This is a genomic window from Edaphobacter bradus (assembly GCF_025685645.1).
In the GTDB taxonomy this organism is placed as follows: Bacteria; Acidobacteriota; Terriglobia; order Terriglobales; family Acidobacteriaceae; genus Edaphobacter; species Edaphobacter bradus.
Map to the genome: position 1 here is coordinate 185,362 of NZ_JAGSYF010000003.1, position 16,273 is coordinate 201,634.

The 16,273-nt window shown below is 61.0% G+C and carries 16 protein-coding genes and 1 tRNA gene; 11 read left to right on the forward strand and 6 right to left on the reverse strand.

Translation table 11 applies throughout. From position 1 onward, the window contains the following. Positions 1–34 precede the first annotated feature (34 nt). A complete protein-coding gene (locus tag OHL16_RS13095) occupies positions 35–742 on the forward strand; it encodes a hypothetical protein (RefSeq protein WP_263367612.1) in 708 nt (235 codons plus the stop codon). A 120-nt stretch (positions 743–862) separates the two neighbouring features. Here the strand turns inward: OHL16_RS13095 and glgC are convergent, their stop codons facing one another. Both glgC and OHL16_RS13105 read right to left on the reverse strand, forming a co-directional pair. Beyond that, positions 863–2,116 carry a glucose-1-phosphate adenylyltransferase gene (glgC, locus tag OHL16_RS13100; protein WP_263367613.1) on the reverse strand — a complete coding sequence of 418 codons (1,254 nt, stop codon included), beginning with the start codon at positions 2,114–2,116 and terminating at the stop codon, positions 863–865. A gap of 216 nt (positions 2,117–2,332) precedes the next feature. Beyond that, positions 2,333–2,641, reverse strand: coding sequence for a hypothetical protein (locus OHL16_RS13105; protein WP_396127198.1), 309 nt, complete (start codon positions 2,639–2,641; stop codon positions 2,333–2,335). 279 nt (positions 2,642–2,920) lie between these two features. Here OHL16_RS13105 and OHL16_RS13110 point away from each other — a divergent pair, with 279 nt between their 5' ends. Together OHL16_RS13110 and OHL16_RS13115 are read left to right on the forward strand one after the other, a co-directional pair. After that, positions 2,921–3,391, forward strand: coding sequence for a hypothetical protein (locus OHL16_RS13110; protein WP_263367615.1), 471 nt, complete (start codon positions 2,921–2,923; stop codon positions 3,389–3,391). 100 nt (positions 3,392–3,491) lie between these two features. Beyond that, entirely contained in the window at positions 3,492–5,111 is a 1,620-nt protein-coding gene (locus OHL16_RS13115) for an acyl-CoA mutase large subunit family protein (RefSeq protein ID WP_263367616.1), read from the forward strand. A 4-nt stretch (positions 5,112–5,115) separates the two neighbouring features. Here OHL16_RS13115 and OHL16_RS13120 read toward each other — a convergent pair whose 3' ends face one another. Then, the gene (locus OHL16_RS13120) at positions 5,116–5,766 is read right to left on the reverse strand and encodes a hypothetical protein (protein WP_263367618.1); all 651 of its coding nucleotides are present in this window, start codon (positions 5,764–5,766) and stop codon (positions 5,116–5,118) included. A gap of 133 nt (positions 5,767–5,899) precedes the next feature. Here OHL16_RS13120 and gcvT point away from each other — a divergent pair, with 133 nt between their 5' ends. The 7 genes from gcvT to OHL16_RS13155 all read left to right on the forward strand — a co-directional run bounded on the left by gcvT (position 5,900) and on the right by OHL16_RS13155 (position 11,339). Continuing rightward, the gene (gene gcvT / locus OHL16_RS13125; protein WP_263367619.1) at positions 5,900–7,030 is read left to right on the forward strand and encodes a glycine cleavage system aminomethyltransferase GcvT; all 1,131 of its coding nucleotides are present in this window, start codon (positions 5,900–5,902) and stop codon (positions 7,028–7,030) included. A 33-nt stretch (positions 7,031–7,063) separates the two neighbouring features. Then, complete coding sequence (locus tag OHL16_RS13130; RefSeq protein ID WP_263367620.1) at positions 7,064–7,354, forward strand: muconolactone Delta-isomerase family protein; 291 nt, start codon at positions 7,064–7,066, stop codon at positions 7,352–7,354. Between the two features lie 72 nt (positions 7,355–7,426). Continuing rightward, on the forward strand, positions 7,427–7,816 hold the full coding sequence (gene gcvH, locus OHL16_RS13135) for a glycine cleavage system protein GcvH (RefSeq protein ID WP_263367621.1): 390 nt from the start codon (positions 7,427–7,429) through the stop codon (positions 7,814–7,816). A 3-nt stretch (positions 7,817–7,819) separates the two neighbouring features. Then, positions 7,820–9,145 carry an aminomethyl-transferring glycine dehydrogenase subunit GcvPA gene (gene gcvPA, locus OHL16_RS13140; protein WP_263367622.1) on the forward strand — a complete coding sequence of 442 codons (1,326 nt, stop codon included), beginning with the start codon at positions 7,820–7,822 and terminating at the stop codon, positions 9,143–9,145. Positions 9,146–9,151: 6 nt separating this feature from the next. Next, positions 9,152–9,496 (forward strand): hypothetical protein, encoded by a 345-nt coding sequence (locus tag OHL16_RS13145; protein WP_263367623.1) that lies wholly within the window; start codon positions 9,152–9,154, stop codon positions 9,494–9,496. A 9-nt stretch (positions 9,497–9,505) separates the two neighbouring features. Next, a complete protein-coding gene (gene gcvPB, locus OHL16_RS13150) occupies positions 9,506–11,053 on the forward strand; it encodes an aminomethyl-transferring glycine dehydrogenase subunit GcvPB (protein ID WP_263367624.1) in 1,548 nt (515 codons plus the stop codon). A 1-nt stretch (position 11,054) separates the two neighbouring features. Beyond that, positions 11,055–11,339, forward strand: coding sequence for a hypothetical protein (locus OHL16_RS13155; RefSeq protein ID WP_263367625.1), 285 nt, complete (start codon positions 11,055–11,057; stop codon positions 11,337–11,339). 3 nt (positions 11,340–11,342) lie between these two features. Here OHL16_RS13155 and OHL16_RS13160 read toward each other — a convergent pair whose 3' ends face one another. Beyond that, a complete protein-coding gene (locus OHL16_RS13160) occupies positions 11,343–11,867 on the reverse strand; it encodes a DUF2911 domain-containing protein (RefSeq protein ID WP_263367626.1) in 525 nt (174 codons plus the stop codon). A gap of 252 nt (positions 11,868–12,119) precedes the next feature. On the opposite strand from OHL16_RS13160, the gene OHL16_RS13165 reads away from it, so the two are divergent. Continuing rightward, a tRNA-Arg gene (locus tag OHL16_RS13165) sits at positions 12,120–12,196 on the forward strand. Positions 12,197–13,943: 1,747 nt separating this feature from the next. Here OHL16_RS13165 and OHL16_RS13170 read toward each other — a convergent pair. Then, positions 13,944–15,074 carry a GGDEF domain-containing protein gene (locus OHL16_RS13170; protein WP_263367627.1) on the reverse strand — a complete coding sequence of 377 codons (1,131 nt, stop codon included), beginning with the start codon at positions 15,072–15,074 and terminating at the stop codon, positions 13,944–13,946. 99 nt (positions 15,075–15,173) lie between these two features. Beyond that, complete coding sequence (gene moaA / locus OHL16_RS13175; RefSeq protein WP_263367628.1) at positions 15,174–16,256, reverse strand: GTP 3',8-cyclase MoaA; 1,083 nt, start codon at positions 16,254–16,256, stop codon at positions 15,174–15,176. Positions 16,257–16,273: the final 17 nt, after the last annotated feature.

The window sequence follows — 16,273 nt, forward strand, 5'->3', positions numbered from 1 at the left end:
ATATCTTGGAAGTGCACAAAGATTGCAGGAGATGATGTTGGAGACGAAGACGAAGGGGATTCGACTGCCCAAAGGGCTTTCGGCAGGAAGGTTGAGCAACTGGGCGTTGGCTGGAGCGCTAGCGATGCTGGCGACGGCAGGAACCGTACAGGCGGCGGCGCAGACCAGCAAGATCGGACCGGCGGCTCCAGTGACCTACGACAATAAGTGGGAGATCTTCGGCGGCCTGAACTTTCAGAACTTCCAGGCCGGGCAGTCCCTGCCGAAGCGCATGAACCTTGGCGGCGGTGAGGTGCTGGGAACGTACTGGATTACGCCGAAGCTTGGCCTGGGCGCCGAGTGGAGAGGCGACTGGGGAACGACGCCGATCATGCCGAACCCGTACTTCAACGGCCGGGCGCTGGTGTCTCTTAATGGTGGGCTGCTGGGCGCGCAGTATCGCGGGCCGAAGAACCAGTATGCCGCGCTGAACTATCATGCCTACTTCGGCGCGTCGCATGGCGACTTCACCCATAGCACGGGACATTTTCCGCCGCAGTTTCTTCCGACGACGGGACTGTATACGAACCGCACAAAGCCGATTGCGGCGCTGGGTGGAAGCGTGGACTTCAACTTCAAGAAGAACTTCGCGTTCCGGCTGTCTCCGGACCTGATCCTGGAGCACTTCGGAAGCGAGACAAGGGAGTTTATCGGCATCTCGGGCGGCGTGGTGTGGAGGATCGGCAAGCGGCAAAGTAGGTGATAGGTGACCGCGGATTCGCGCGGAGAAGCACGGATTTCAAAAGCGATTTTGAATTGCTCTTTTGAAATTTCGATCCGTGTTTGTCCGTTTGAATCCGCGGTCGTTTTTTAACCGCAGTTGTCAGCCCGGCTGGAGGAACTCAGGCGAGACGGGGTTCTCGAAGACGGAGTAGTCGCGGGTGACGACGGTGATTCCGCTGGAGGTGACGAAGTAGTTCTTCTTGTCCTCTTGCGGGTCGTAGCCGATTACGGTTCCGTCGGGGATGTGGACGTCGCGGTCGATGATGGCGTGCCGCACGCGGCAGTGGCGGCCGATGTTGACGTGGGAGAAGATGATGCTGGAGTCGACGTCTGCGTAGGAGTTGACGCGGACGTCCTGCGAGAGGACGGAGTCGCGGACGACCGCGCCCGACACGATGGAGCCGGCCGAGACGATGGAGTTGATGCCCATGCCGGTGCGTCCGGGCTCGCCGAAGACGAACTTGGCGGGCGGGTACTGGTAGGGCCTGGTGCGCATGGGCCAGGACTTGTCGTAAAGGTTGAAGATTGGGGTGACGCTGGCGACGTCCATGTTGGCCTCGTAGTAGGCCTCGAGTGTGCCGACGTCGCGCCAGTAGAGAGCCTTCTGCTTGTTCTCGTCGACGAAGTTGAAGGCGTGCATCCGGTAGCGGCCGAGAAGCTTGGGCAGGATGTCGTGGCCGAAGTCGTGCTTGGAGTGTGGGTCCTCGGCGTCGCGGATGAGCTCGGGCAGAAGGACGTCGGTGTTGAAGAGATAGATTCCCATGGAGACATCGACCATGTCGGGCGTGAAGGGCGAGCGGAGGCTGGTCTCCTTGGGCTTCTCGATGAAGCCGGTGACCTCGCCGTTGCGCGCGACCTCGACGACTCCGAAGGCCGAGACCTCAGAGGGTGAGATGGGAAGCGTGGCGAGGGTGACGTCTGCTCCGGAGTCGATGTGCTGCTGAAGCATGAGGTCGTAGTTCATCTTGTAGATGTGGTCGCCGGAGAGGATGATGACGTATTTGGGCTCTTCGGAGCCGATGGAGTAGATGTTCTGGTAGACGGCGTCGGCTGTGCCCTGGTACCAAGACTTGGAGACGCGCTGCATGGGCGAGAGGATCTCGATGAACTCGCCGAGCTCGTTGGCGACGATCGGGCCCCAGCCCTCGCGAATGTGGCGGTTCAGCGAGAGCGCCTTGTACTGCGTGAGGATGTAGACGCGGCGCAGGTCGGAGTTGATGCAGTTGGAGAGGGTGATATCGATGATGCGGTATTGCCCGGCGAATGGAACGGCGGGCTTGGCGCGGTCGCGCGTGAGTGGAAAAAGCCTTTCGCCAGCACCTCCAGCGAGCAGAACTCCCAACGTATCTCTCATGATCCGATTACCTCGCGAATTCAGAAGCCCCTTCGTTCCCTAAGATGCACAAAAACAGAGGCGCATCGGACGGGAAACGCGAGTCTATCACGTGGTCATGGACTTTGTGGCGTACACACATCGTTTGTATGTGTGCACGCGCACAGAAACGGCGCTGGCGAGCCATAAGAGATGGCTCGATGGGAAAGCGAGGGGCGGCTCGCTACGGGCGGCTCGCTACGCTCCAGGGGCGGAATCGCCTGAGTCGGTCTCGGTCGATTCGGTGAGACTGATCCGAAGGGACTTCAGAAAGGTCAGGTCGCTCTGGGTGAATGGGCCGTCGCCCGCCTGCTCCTCGGCTTCCGCGGTCTCCTCAGGCTCAACCTCGTTGAGGCCGATGGTGGCCTCGAGCATGAGGAGGACGTCGAAGCCCTGCTCGCGGATGTTCTTGACGACACCTGCGATGTCTTCAGACTCGGAGACGGACTCGTGGATAGCCTCGCCTAGCTTCTGGATCAGGTTTTTGACCTTTTGATTCAATGCCACCTCCGGGCTGCCCTAGTTTGCAAAACAGTCTGCAATCGAACCGCGCATCGGGTATTCCCAGCCCCCAGGTAAATTGGCGGGAACGGCATTGCGGGTACAACGACTTTACTGGGTACAGAATACGCGTTCGTGTCACCGGCTGCAACGAATTTGAAAGCGGAAAAAGAGGAGTTCGCGGAGGTTCTCCTGACAGCGAAACGAGAGTCAGGGGCCATGCTGCGGGACGGCAAGGGCTTTCGTGAGGCGAGGTGTGCGGCTACACTGCAAGGTATGGATTCCGTGCGATTCGGCCGGGTGCTGGGAGTGGGAGCGCGTGTGGCTGCCAGGACGCTAGTGAACGCAGTAGACGCGGCGACTTCGCCGAATCCTTCGGCTGAGCCGGCGCCGTCGAAGACAGTAGCGCAGGCGACTCAGCAGGCCGCTCGGACGGCGACGCAGACCGCGGCGCAGGTGAAGCAGACGGGACAGGGGCTGGCGCAGGGCAGCAGACGGTTTGGGGAATCGTTCTGGGGGCAGGTGACGCGCCTCTCCGGTGTGCTCTGGCTGGAGTTCACCGGGGTCTTCTTCGGGATCTTTGCGCTGTATGGCGCGAGCGGAGCGTGGAAGCTGCGCGGGAACCTCCACAGGACAGCCACCAATCAGGACGCGCATGCGCACTTTCTGCTGCTGGCAGGGATGGCGGCGCTGTTCGGGTACTTCTGCGTGACGAGTTTTTTGCGTGCCGGACGACGTGGGCGGCGGAAGGCCTGACACCGATTTTGAAAGGCGAACGAGCGACGCAGAGGACGCGACGTTTCCGCGAAGGGCAGCGAACGTACGGCGGACGTGAACGGGTACACTTGTGCGCGTGATGCCGAAGACACCGCAAACGAGCTCTGGGATTCCTGTCGATCTGGTTTATAACGCGGAGAGCCTGAAGGGGTTCGACGCCGCTGCGCAGCTTGGTGAGCCGGGAGCGTATCCGTTCACGCGAGGGATTCAGCCGACGATGTATCGCGGGCGGCTGTGGACGATGCGGCAGTATGCGGGGATGGGCGACGCCGAGGAGTCGAACCGGCGGTACAAGTTTCTGCTGGCGCATGGGACGAAGGGCTTGTCCGTCGCCTTTGATCTGCCGACGCAGATCGGGTATGACTCGGATTCACCGTATGCGCTGGGTGAGGTGGGCAAGGTTGGGGTCGCGATCGATTCGATCGAAGACATGGAGCGGCTGTTCGACGGGATCCGGCTCGATGGGATCTCGACCTCGATGACGATCAACGCGACGGCTTCGATCCTGCTGGCGCTGTATGTGGCAGTGGCGAAGCGGCAGGCCGCAGAGGTGAAAAGGCTTAACGGGACGATTCAGAACGACATCCTGAAGGAATACATCGCGCGGGGGACGTACATCTATCCGGTCGAGCACGCGATGCGGCTGGTGACGGATATCTTTGCGTGGGCGGCGAGTGAGGTTCCGGAGTGGAATACGATCTCGATCTCGGGCTACCACATGCGCGAGGCCGGCTGCACCGCGGTGCAGGAGGTGGCGTTTACGCTGGCCGATGGCATGACGTATGTGCAGGCGGCGCTCGATGCGGGGCTGGATGTGGATGCGATTGCAGGGCGGCTGAGCTTCTTCTTCAACTCGCATAACAATCTTCTGGAGGAGGTCGCAAAGTTTCGTGCGGCGCGGCGGATGTGGGCCCGGATCATGAAGGAGCACTTCGGCGCGAAGAGCCCGCGGAGCTGGATGCTGCGGTTTCATACACAGACGGCGGGGTCGACGCTGACCGCGCAGCAGCCGGAGAACAATATCGTGCGAACGACGCTGCAGGCGCTGGCTGCGGTGTTGGGTGGGACGCAGTCGCTGCACACGAATGGCTTCGATGAGGCGCTCGCGCTGCCGACCGAGCAGGCGGCGAGGACTGCGCTGCGGACGCAGCAGATTCTGGCGCACGAGAGCGGCGTAGTGCAGACGGTCGATCCGCTGGCGGGGTCGTACTATGTGGAGTCCCTGACGGACGAGATCGAGCGGCGCGCGGAGGAGTACATGAAGACGATTGCGGGCTTCGAACGGTCTTCCTCTTCGAAAGAAGGAGGCGGCAAGTATGGGATGCTGCGTGCGATTGAGCAGGGCTATGTGCAGCGGGAGATTCAGAATGCGGCGTATGCCTATCAGCGGGCGGTGGATGAGAAGGATGCAATCGTCGTTGGAGTGAATGAGTTCACCAGCGATGAGGTCGCGGTGCCGATTCAACGAATTGATGAGGCGCTGGAGGCTCGGCAGGTGGAGCGGGTGCGGGCGCTGCGGGCGCGTCGCGATTCGGGTGTACATGCTGCGGCGTTGCGCGGAGTGGAAGACGCGGCACGAGGCGGGGAGAACCTCATGCCGAGGATTGTGAATGCGGTGGAGAGCTGTGCGACTGTGGGGGAGATAGCAAATACGCTGCGTGACGTATTTGGGGAGTACCGGGAGTCGGTGGTGGTGTAGGGATTTACTTGGCCGGCGCTGACCGCGCCTCCGACGAGTTTGGGGCCTTGGGGTCGATGGTGAAGTCAAAGACAACCGTCGAAAAGGTGTTCGCCACTCTTGGAACTGGCTGAAGAACATACTCGCCTACTGCAAGAGGCTCTTTCGGTGTGATCTTCAACCAACCGTCGGAGAATTTTTCGCCGTTGGCGTCGACCTGAGTGTCACGGCGTTTTGCGTTACCGGTGAGTTGCGTGAAGTTGATCTGAGCGAGGATACGGCGGTCCTTGTCAACCTTGGCACGAACAATGGCCCAATTAGCGAGTAGATTGGTGGAGGAGTCCCCGCCCGGATCGTCGTCCATCACGTGGACATAGAAGACAGGCTTGTCGGTATGCAGTGCTACGCGGGCATGTGCTCCTTCGATTTCGGTAGTCATCTTGGGTTTGTAAAAGACACTTCCGGCAAGCGAGCCGGCAACATTGGCTCCCTTGTGGTTGTTCACTCCGACGTTTGTATGGTGAATCGGCACAAGCTGCTGTTTGCCTTCGTAGACATCGACGGCCCATGGGAAGCTGCCGTTTGTGATCTGCACTCCGGGGATAGGCTCAGGTATGTTTTGAGCCGGCGCGGAGCCGATCAAGGCAAGGGTAAGGGCAGAGAGAAATACGAACACACGATCAAATCCCAAAAAGTACCTCGCAGTGAGGAAGATTGAAGAAACAATGCCACACCCGGTCCTCAGTGGCAATGCCCAATTCGTTGACCGAGCCGCACCGGCAAACTAGGATGACTTAGAGGTCAAAATCTTGTCAGAACTTCAAACTCCCCTTCGTAAGACTGCTTTGAATGCCGTACACCGCGCCGCAAAGGCGAAGATGGTGGACTTTGGCGGCTGGGACATGCCGGTAGATTGCTGCGGGCTGACGGCCGAGCACATGGCGGTGCGGACGGCTGTGGGCGTCTTCGACGTGTCGCACATGGGAGACATTCAACTTCGCGGGCCGGGATCGCTGGCGGCGGTGCAGCGGCTGTGCATGAATGATGCTTCGAAGCTGCAGGTGGGGCAGGCGCACTACTCGGCGATGCTGTATCCGAACGGGACTTTTGTGGATGACGTGATCGTGCACAAGCTCTCGGACAATGACTACCTGATTGTGATCAACGCGGGAACGCGCGAGAAGGATGTGCAGTGGGTTCGGCAGACGATTGGCCAGATGCCGGGCGTGCATGTGAACGATTACAGCGACTACTACACGCAGCTTGCGATCCAGGGGCCGAGGGCGGCGGAGACGCTGCAGAAGCTGACTCCGGTGGACTTGGGCCAGATCAAGAACTACTGGTTCACGTGGGGGCAGGTGTGCGGGCTACACAACGTGATGATCGCGCGGACGGGCTACACGGGCGAGGATGGGTTTGAGATTTACATTCCCTCGGACGAACCGACGAGCGCGCGAGTGTGGGGCGAGGTGCTGGAAGCCGGCAAGGAGTTCGGGATTCTGCCGTGCGGCCTGGGAGCGCGGAATACGCTGCGGCTCGAGGCGGCGATGGCGCTGTATGAGCACGAGATCTCGGACACGATCAATGTGTTTGAGGCGGGGCTGGGGCGCTACGCGAAGCTCGACAAGGGCGATTTTGTTGGACGCGATGCGCTGGTAAAGATTCAGGAAGAGGGCGGGCCGAAGAGAAAGCTGGTTGGCCTCGAAATGATTGAGCGCGGAATCGGGCGCGACGGGTATCCGGTGTTCTCGCTCGACGGTAAGCGGATCGGCGAGATTACTAGCGGGTCACCTGCGCCTTTCTTGAAGAAGAACATCGCGCTGGCGTATGTGCCGGTGGAGTCGTCGGCGCTGGAGACGGAGGTCGCGGTGGAGATTCGCGGCCAGATGGTGAAGGCGAAGGTGGTCCCGACGCCGTTCTACAAGCGGGCAAAGAAGTAGATCAAACAGGCGCGGATAGCGCGAGGTGAGAGTGTGCAATTTTTGATTGTGACGCGGCGGCGAATGGATGCGTTTCCGCCGGAGGCATGGACGCCTGAGCTGCTGGAGGCCGAGGGACAGAGAGTGCGCGAACTCTACGCCGCGGGGTATGTCCGTTCAATCTGGAGGCGGAAGGACGCGCCGGGCGCGGTGATTCTGGCCGAGGCAGCGAACGAGGACGAGGTACGGGCAAATACAGCGACACTTCCCCTGGCCCAGCGAGGGATGCTGGAGGTAGTAACGGTGACGCAGCTCGAGCCGTATCCGGCATTTGGTCCTCGCTGACGTTCCCATGACCCGGACCAGCAATTTCCATGCTGGACGCACTACAATGAAGGAGGAGATCCCCAGACATCTATGTCCTATCCTGCGAATTACAAGTACACGAAGGAACACGAGTGGATTAACGTCGACGGCGCCAAGGGCACGGTCGGCATAACCGATTATGCGCAGAACTCGCTCGGCGATATTGTGTTTGTCGACCTGCCGAAGGTCGGCGACATCCTTGAGGCCGGGAAAATCTTCGGCTCGGTCGAATCGGTGAAGGCGGTCTCGGACCTGTACTCGCCTGTGAGCGGCACAGTGACCGAGATTAACAACGCACTCAAAGATGCTCCGGAGAAGATCAACGCCGACGCAAACGCCACCTGGTTGATGAAGGTGGATGTGAGCAACGCGGCGGAGTTGGATGGCCTGCTTTCGGCGGCCGATTACGAGAAGTTCATCAGCGAAGAGACCGGACACTAAACGATGCGTTATTTGCCGAAGTCCCCTGCGGACCGTCAGGAGATGCTCGCCGAGATTGGCGTGGCTTCGATCGACGATCTGTTTTCGACGATCCCTGCTGAGTACCGGCTGACGCGCGATCTGGATGTTCCGCGGCAGCATGGCGAGCAGGAGGTGATTGAACACTTCAAGGCGTTTGCCGAGCAGAATGCCACGGGGTATGCGAGCTTTCTGGGCGCGGGTGCTTACAGGCACTATCGCCCAGTGCTGATCGATACGGTTGTCTCGCGCGGCGAGTTTCTGACGAGCTACACGCCGTATCAGCCGGAGATCGCGCAGGGCACGCTTCAGGCGCTGTTCGAGTTCCAGACGATGATCTGCGAGCTGACAGGCATGGAAATCTCGAATGCGTCGATGTATGACGGCTCGACCGGCGCGGCCGAGGCTGTAATGATGGCAGTCCGTGTGACCGGCCGTAACGGCGCGGTGGTTGCGCGGACGGTGCATCCGGAGTACCGCGAGGTGCTGACGACCTATGCGCAGCACCAGGAGATTCCACTGACGCTGGTGGACTACACCGACGCGGGCCGCGTGGATCTGGCGAAGCTGGATGCAGCGATTACGGACGACACGGCGTGCGTGCTGATTCAGTCGCCTAACTTCTTCGGGACGATTGAGGATGTGGCTGCGGTCGCCGACATCGCCCACAAGAAGGGCGCGCTGCTGATTGTGTCGATCGCCGAGGCTGTGTCGCTGGGGATTGTGAAGCCTCCGAAGGAAGCGGACATTGTCGCGATGGAGGCGCAGTCGTTTGGCGTTCCGGTGGGTTACGGCGGGCCGTACTGCGGTGTGATCGCGTGCAAGGAGAAGTTTCTGCGGCAGATGCCTGGGCGTCTCGCCGGCGAGACGAAGGACATGGACGGCAAGCGCGGGTTTGTGCTGACGCTCTCGACGCGCGAGCAGCATATCCGGCGCGAGAAGGCTACTTCGAACATCTGCACCAATCAATCTCTTGTCGCGCTGATGGTCACGGTGTTTTTGACCGTGTATGGCAAGGGATTGAAGGAGCTTGGCGAGCAGAACCTGGCGAAGGCGCACTATACGGCGCAGACGCTGGGCAAGAGCGGCAAGGTGCTGTTCGGCGGCGCTCCTCGGTTCAATGAGTTTGTACTCGATCTGGGCAAGGATGCTGAGCAGGTAAATGCTGGGCTGCTGGAGAAGAAGATCATCGGCGGATTGCCTTTGCACAAGTGGTATCCGGAGCTTGGCGAAGGCGCGAGCTTGTGGTGCGCAACCGAGCTGACGACGAAGCGGCAAATTGATGCGGCAGCCGCTGCGCTGAAGGGCTGAAGCGCAATGAATATCTCGGCCATCGTCGGGGAGGAGCTGACTGCTGTGGAGTTCGTGCAGGACTATCTGCAGCTTCGCTTCGATGGGCCACTGTTGACGCTGTATGCGTGGCCGGCTGTGTTGCTCAGCGATTATTCCGTCGCCTTTGGCGAACCGGAGTATCGGAATTCGCTTTGCGCGCAGATCGGCGAGACCGTCGAAGAGGCTGAGCTTGATGAGGGGAACGCGCTGACGGTGAAGCTGGAGAATGGTACGGTCCTCGCGCTTTCGCTGCGCGAGGAGGACCTTGATGGGCCGGAGGCCGGGGCATACTCGGCGACGGGTTCACCGACAGATCAGATGGAGTTTTGAGGAACGCTGATGAGTGACAAGAAGTTTGTGGGAACACCGAAGAAGGCGACGAGCCACGTTAATCAGAACGAGGATTTGATCTTCGAGAAGTCGTCGCCGGGGAAGAAGGCGTACCGGCTGAGCGAGCTGGATGTTCCGGCGGTGGATGCTGCTTCCCTGCTGGGTGACGCGGTGCGCACCGATCTGGGCGTGATGCCGGAGCTTTCGGAGATTGAGATTGTGCGTCACTTCACGCGGCTTTCGACGTGGAACTATGCGATCGACCTCGGGATGTTTCCGCTGGGAAGCTGCACGATGAAGTACAACGGCCGCGTGAATGAGCTGGTGGCGCGGCTGGAGGGGTTGGCCGAGGCGCATCCGTATCAGCCGGAGGCGGTATCGCAGGGCGTGCTCCAGATCATGAAGGTGCTGAGCGATTGCCTGATCGAGATCACCGGCATGGACACGATCACGCTGCAGCCGGCGGCGGGCGCGCACGGGGAGTTTACGGGCATCCTGCTGGCGCGGGCGTATCACGAGAGCAAGGGCAATGCGCGGAAGAAGGTTCTGATTCCGGATTCGGCGCATGGAACGAATCCGGCGACGGCGGCGGTGGTCGGCTACGAGATACAGAACCTGAAGTCGAACGCCGAGGGCATGGTCGATCTGGCCGAGTTGGAGAAGCTGGTCGATGAGGACACCGCGGCGCTGATGCTGACGAATCCCTCGACGATCGGCGTGTTTGAGAGCGAGATCCACAAGATCGCCGACATTCTTCACGCGAAGGGCGCGCTGCTCTATATGGACGGCGCGAACATGAATGCGCTGGTGGGCAAGGTGCGGCCGGGTGACTTCGGCGTGGATGTGATGCACCTGAACCTGCACAAGACGTTCTCGACGCCGCATGGAGGCGGTGGCCCGGGGTCGGGGCCGGTGGCCTGCAAGAAGATTCTGGAGCCGTTTTTGCCGACGCCCGTGCTGGCCACGAAGGCCGATGGCAAGCTTACGTTCGATTATGACCGGCCGCAGACGGTGGGCCGCGTGCGCGCGTGGTACGGCAACTTCGGCATGTTCATCCGCGCGCTGGCGTACATCCTGGCCAACGGGCCGGATGGTCTGCGGCAGACGACCGAGGATGCAGTGCTGAACGCGAACTATCTGCGGGCGAAGCTGAACGGGCACTTCGATCTGCCTTTCAAGACGGCGTCTATGCACGAGGTCGTGTTCTCGGACAAGCTGCAGGCGAAGAATGGCGTGAGAACGGGCGACATGGGCAAGCGGCTGCTGGATTATGGCTTCCATGCGTACACGGTCTCGTTTCCGCTGATCGTTCCGGGCGCGATGATGATTGAGCCTACCGAGAGCGAGAGCCGCGAAGAGCTCGATCTTCTGGTCGATGCGTTGCAGCAGATTGCGCGCGAGGCCGAGGAGAATCCGGAGATTGTGAAGACGGCCCCACATACGACGCGGCTGAGGCGGCTGGATGAGACGACGGCGGCGCGCAAGCCGGTGCTGCGATGGAAAGCGCCGGCAGCGCCGAACGGCGTGACGATCGATACCGCTGCGAAGGAGTGGTAGCGTGGAGCGCTTCCGTTACCTCGGAGACGACCGCCATGCGGAACTGGAGAAGCATGAGTTCATGATGGGCGAGGCGAGGGGGCGGCTCGCCGTGACGCTCGATGTGCTGACCGATGCGCTGATTCTGGTTGGACAGCATGGCGTGTACTGCACGAGCAACCGGAACCCTACGGTTCCGGCGCTCGATCTGCAGGCTGTGCTGGCGAATCTGAATGGAGCGAAGGAGCTGGTCTCGTCGGTCATGGAGAAGCTGCGGCTCGAGCGCGAGGCCTCCGAGACGAAGTAGCAGCTACTGAGCTGTAATCGAGACGGACTCGTCGGTGTTCTCCCAGCGGACGTGCAGCTCCGTGGCGTTGCCTCTGGTCTTCTCGAACGAGATGGACATCTTCTCCTGCGGTGACGCGAGTGTTGTGCCCTTCATGGGGATGCGGACGAGATCCCGATCCTGGTGGTACTCCGTGCCCCACTGCCCGGTCTGCTTGTTGATGATGAGCAGCCACTCGGTTTTTGAAGGTAGTGTGTAGAGGGTGTAGGAACCGGCGGGAACCGTGGCCGAGCCGATCTTCAGGTTTGCCTTTGTGACGAACGTGGTGGCTGGGTTCGCTCCGGTGCGCCAGACTTCGTTGTAGGGGACGACTTCTCCCATGATCTTGCGGCCGCGCATGGAGGGGGCACCGTACTTGATGGCGATGGTCTTGCCGTCAAGCGCGACGGTGGCGGTCTCAGGAGGGCTCAGGACAGGCTTGGCTTGCGCCAGACTGGCTGTGGCGAGGAGGACGGTACAGGCCAGAGAGGCGATGGAGCGTGCGAACATGCGGGAGAGTCTCGCTTTCCTTTGATTTAGCTTGCGATTCGATGCTCGACGCTGTGGGGGATTCTGTCAACCTGCTACAGACCTCTCCCGTGCGCTCGCAGGCGGCACGAAAGGAGCGGGATCGTCAGTGGTATGATGCCGGTCAGATTTTCGAACCTATGAACCGGGAGGCAGCAGATGAAACTCAGGACTCTTCGGGCGGGATCCCTGGCTGTGGCGTGGGTTGCGAACAGATGCTAGGCTAGAGATAATGCGCCCGTAGCTCAGCTGGATAGAGCGGCAGCCTCCGAAGCTGTAGGTCAGAAGTTCGAATCTTCTCGGGCGCACCATTCTCCCACAAAAACGATGCAGCGCCACAACTGGCAGTAGTGGCGTGCATGATATGCGCGAAATGCGGTTGGCGGTTACCTGCCGGGTGGACTAGCGTGAAACAGGAAAACTCTGCTTAGTTTTCTATGGGAGAATTGCCATGCTGAAACTAATCTTCTCGGCTCTGCTTGCTGTTTTGGGGATGCAGACCCCTACGCCTAAAACCTGGTACGTGCGCGTGGACGGGGCCTTGACGGCCGACGGCCTGGCCGATGCTCCCTGTGCACCGAGAGTCACCCACTGCGCCTTCTCCACCCCGGCGCTGCTGGCCTTGAAGATGAAGCCGGGGGATACGGTGGTGATCCACGCCGGGCAGTACCGCTGCGGCTATCTGGGGCCGAACGTCAACGACGATGGCGGCCTCTCCGAGCACGGCAACCCCTACGCCCCCTGCTTCAGCGTTCCGGCCAACACTACCTGGGTAGGAGACGGGAGTAGCAAAACGCAGATCTTCGGCGGGTACGGCGCGGGGACGGTCTTCGACCTGAAAAACTCACCGGGAGTCACGATCAAAGGCATCGAGGTGACCGACCACGGTTCGTGCTCCAAATACGGAGCCGATCCAATACCGTGCAATACCAGTTACCCGCTCAGCGACTTTGCGGACAACGGAATCTGGACCGGAACCGGCACCTGTGGGCTGACCCTCGAGGACGTGAACATCCATGGCTTCACCAAAAACGGCATCGTCGGCCCAATTTGCGGCACGGTGACCGCCACGAACGTGCGGATTGCGGCCAACGGGGCGGCGGGATGGAACTTCGACGACGGCGCGCGTACTCCTACGGTGAGCGGTTCAGTAGTAGCCAGCCACCTCACGGTGGAGTGGAACGGCTGTAACGAAGAGTACCCAATCACACACCAATACCCGTTGCGGAGCTGTTATGACGACAACAACGGTGGATACGGCGATGGGATCGGGACCCCTGACACGCCGCTCAACTTTGCGTGCGACCACTGCACCTTCCGGTACAACACCCAGGATGGGTTTGATCTGCTGCACACGAGCGGCAGCGAGATCTCAATCACGCACTCCACCTCCTACGGTAACGAGGGGCAGCAGTGGAAGATGGGCGCGATGAAGAAGGTCGTCTTCCAGAACAACGTCACGGTGCACAGTTGCAGCCGAATGTCCCAGCCGATCGGGGACTGGCCCGGCAGCACGGGGCTGAGCGACTTCTGCCGCGCGGCGGGGGATGGTATCACCTTCGCCGTGATGGACGGGGGAACCTACACATTCCAGAACAACAGCTTTGCGGGGTACGGGGAGACTTCGTACGACATCGAGTGCGGTCGCAATGTGACCTGTACGCAACCAAACATCACGTTCCAGAACAACCTGCACATCGGCTATGTGAGTCCGAGGGCTGGCCAGACTCCCGGAGTCTTCTATATGAACGGGGTCCCGGCAAACCCGTTTGTCGCGGCAGATCACAACATCTACTTCAACATGCGTACCTGCCCGACGGAAAAGGGCAGCTCGTGCGCGGACCCGAAGATAGCGGTTGAGCCAACCTTCACGAGCGAAGCCGCGCTTGATGCTATCGACTTCCACCTGACCCCGGCAAGCACGAACGCCATCGGAGCGGGCGCGGCGGTAGGCCTGACCGATGACTACGACGGAGTGGCAAGGCTCAACCCCACCAGCATAGGGGCCTATGAGAGCACGGCGCCCGCTGCGCCGCCGCCACACAATCACGCTGTCACTCACCCGCGGAACGCGTCTATGACGTCAGCTCCGAGGGCAGTCTCCGAGGGGCGCGATCCGCGGGGAATGGCGGGGATGGGTGCGTGGTCGATCTGCAGGCCGCGTCCTGCGATGGCGACGTTGTCGCGTGTAGTCTTGGCCTGATACATCATGGTGTCGGCGGCGCGAAGGATGCTGGGAACGGAGTCGCCGTCCTCCGGGTAGGTCGCAAGCCCGAAGCTGCCGGAGACAGCCAGTGACAGGCCGGCGCCGCTTAGGAAGCGAGCCGAGCGGAGATCGTTGCACAGCGTCATGGTCGCACCGGTCGCGGCGATTTTCCCCATGCTGGGGAGCAGCGCCACGAACTCGTCGCCGCCGTAGCGGAAGGCGGAGTTGGCCGGTCCAAGCGAGCGCTTCAGCAGGCTGCCGACCTCGGCCAGCAGGCGGCTGCCGACCAGATGCCCGTGAGTGTCGTTGACCGCCTTGAAGTGGTCGAGATCGACGAAGAGCAGGCTGAACGGCCGGCCAATGGCGATCTGCTCGCCGAGCAGGGTGTAGAGATGGCGCGCGTTGAAGAGCCCTGTGACGTCGTCGGTGATGGTGAGCTCCTGAATGAGCGTCATGGAGCGGGCGTTCTGGATAGCGATGGCCGCGTAGTCGCAGAGAATGCGCAGGAACGAGATGGAGTACTCGGAGAGCAGGTCGAGCTTGCTGTTGAGGAGCTGGATGACTCCGAGCGTCTTGTCTCCCGAGCGTACGGGAACGCAGGCGATGGACTGAATGTTGAGGTCGCGGTGCTTCGCAGCGAACGCCGACCAGTGAGGATCGAGCGAGACGTCAGGCACGACGAGCGGATTGCCGGTCTTCGCGACCCAACCAGCCACTCCCTCGCCGAGGGGGACACGCAGCCCTTTGAGGCTCTGGGCGTTTTCGCCAACCGCGATGGCGTAGTAGAGGGTCTGTTCGGCCTCGTCCACCATGAGCATCGACCAGCGCTCCGGCCCGAAGAACTGGGCCATCTTGTCCATGATGGCGCTGAGAATCTCCTCGAGTTCGAGGCTGGAGGTAAGTGCGCGAGCGACATCGTGGAAGACCCGAAGGTGATCCAGCTGGCGGCTATCAATTACCTCGAACTTTTGACGGTCCTTCAAGACCTGTCCTTAGCCACAGAACTTACCCCGTTCAAAACAAATCTACCTAAGTAAGGGTGCGATGCGGTATTTAACGCAGCCAGGACAGGAAAGTTGCAGTCATCCACCAATATGAACCATATTTCGTGACGGCTTCTCGAAACCGGGCTCGCCTATATGATGACGCGCCTCTTTCTTCATGACAATCTTTCTTACATACGCACGCAGGTCGGAGTCGGTTCCGCCGCGCAGCATCTCGCCGTAGAGGTCGTGGTCGCTTTGCGAGAAGAGGCAGGTGCGGATCTTGCCATCGGAGGTGAGGCGGACCCGGCTGCAGTGCCCGCAGAAGGGACGCGAGACGGGCGCGATGATGCCGATCTCGCCCAACCCGTCGTCGAAGGTAAACCTCTTTGCAGTCTCACTTGCAGCGTGTGGCGGAAGCTCGACCAAGGGGCGGAAGGCGCCGAGGCGGGCGACGAGCTCGTCCATGGGGACGACGGTCTCAGGGCGCCAGCTGCGGTCCTCCTCGAGGGGCATGAACTCGATGAAGCGCACGATGACGCCTTCGCGGCGGGAGAACTCGGCGAACTGCTCGATCTCGTGATCGTTGAAGCCGCGCAACAGGACGCAGTTGATCTTGACCGGGCCGAGGCCGACCTCTTTCGCTTTGCGGAGGCCCGCCTGGACGCGATCGAAGCTGCGCGGAACTCGCGTGATGGCGGCAAAGGTCTCGGGATCGACGGCATCCATACTGACAGTGACACGGCCGAGGCCAGCCTCCTTGAGGGGGGCGGCGAGCCCTTCGAGCAGATGGCCGTTGGTGGTGAGGGCGATGTCGAGAGGGTGGCCAGCGTCCGTCGGTGTTCCGTCGGGAAGGTAGGCCGTGCCCATCTTCGCCAGCTCCCGAACCATATCGACGAGGCCGCGACGCAGCAGGGGTTCGCCGCCAGTGAGCCGCACTTTTTCGATGCCGAGCGAGACGAAGATTCTTACCATGCGGAGGTAGTCCGCGATGGCCAGCTCGGTGTACTGCGCGCCTTCGTTGCCTGTGCGGCAGTAGACGCACTTGTAGTTGCAGCGATCGGTGACGGAGACGCGGAGATCGGTGATCTGACGGCCGAACTTGTCGCGCAGCCTTCCCTCCGGACTGGGGAGCCGGGCTTCGTCGCCTTCTCTCGCGATGTCAGTTACAAAGGTGGCCATGGGCTGCGTCATCTTTT